The 255-nt window shown below is 69.4% G+C and carries 1 protein-coding gene; it reads right to left on the bottom strand.

The features are described from left to right. Positions 1-73: 73 nt before the first annotated feature. A partial coding sequence (locus AC1MIR_RS27885; RefSeq protein WP_480028251.1) for a transposase occupies positions 74-255 on the bottom strand: 182 nt, incomplete at its 5' end.

Raw genomic sequence — 255 nt, 5'->3', positions numbered from 1 at the left:
TGCGGGCTGCTCGGTGCGGTTTTCGGCGCCGTCCCGCCGCGATTTATCGCGCCAGGTCGTCTCCCGGCGGCGATCAGGCAGGCGGCGCCAGCAACTTCGGCAGTCGGATCAGGTTGTAGGCGGCGACGCGGAGCGTGAAACTCCATCCGACGCGTTCCAACCCGCGCAGGAGGGTGCGGCGCATGCCGCCGATCTCCTTGCCCCAGCCGAACACCTCCTCGATCCGCTTGCGGATGCGCTGGCTGGCCTCGTAGC

It is taken from the genome of Falsiroseomonas sp. RANM36 (genome assembly GCF_056682175.1).
This window is presented reverse-complemented; position numbering and strand designations above follow the sequence as displayed.